The sequence below is a fragment of the Mycobacterium sp. GA-1841 genome (assembly GCF_001954135.1).
Lineage (GTDB): Bacteria > Actinomycetota > Actinomycetes > Mycobacteriales > Mycobacteriaceae > Mycobacterium.
Map to the genome: position 1 here is coordinate 1 of NZ_MBEQ01000111.1, position 683 is coordinate 683.

Annotated in this window: 1 protein-coding gene; it reads left to right on the forward strand. The window is 68.1% G+C overall.

What is annotated here, in order from left to right; genetic code table 11:
* The coding region (locus A5740_RS25745; RefSeq protein WP_139335346.1) for an ATP-dependent DNA ligase at positions 1–683 on the forward strand (683 nt) is incomplete at both ends.

Below are 683 nucleotides of genomic sequence, written 5' to 3' on the forward strand. Positions count from 1 at the left end.
CCGGCGGCCAGCCGCGTGACCATGCTCGCCGAGCAGACGCCGGCGGCGTTCATCGCGTTCGATCTGCTCGCCCTCGGCGACGACGATCTCACGGGGCGCGCGTTCAGCGAGCGTCGCGCCGCGCTGGTCGACGCGCTGGGCCCCGGCCCGTCGTTTCACGTCACGCCGGCCACGACCGACATCGCGACGGCACAACGCTGGTTCGACGAGTTCGAAGGGGCAGGTCTGGACGGGGTGATCGCCAAACCGCTCGAGGGCACCTATCAACCGGACAAACGCGTCATGTTCAAGATCAAGCACGAGCGCACGGCCGACTGTGTGGTGGCCGGCTACCGCGTCCACAAATCCGCGGACGACGCCATCGGCTCGCTGCTGCTCGGGCTCTATCAGGACGATGGCACGCTCGCGTCCGTCGGCGTCATCGGAGCCTTCCCGATGCCTACCCGCCGAAAACTGTTCGACGAATTACAGCCGCTGGTCACGAGTTTCGAGCAGCACCCGTGGAACTGGGCCGCCCAGGTGGCCGCCGACCCGGATGCGGCCCGCAGATATGGCGGCGGGTCACGCTGGAACGCCGGCAAGGATCTGTCGTTCGTACCGCTGCGGCCCGAGCGGGTATGTGAGGTGGCGTATGACCAGATGGCTGGCAACACCGTGGCGGGCAGGCGCTTCCGGCATGCGGT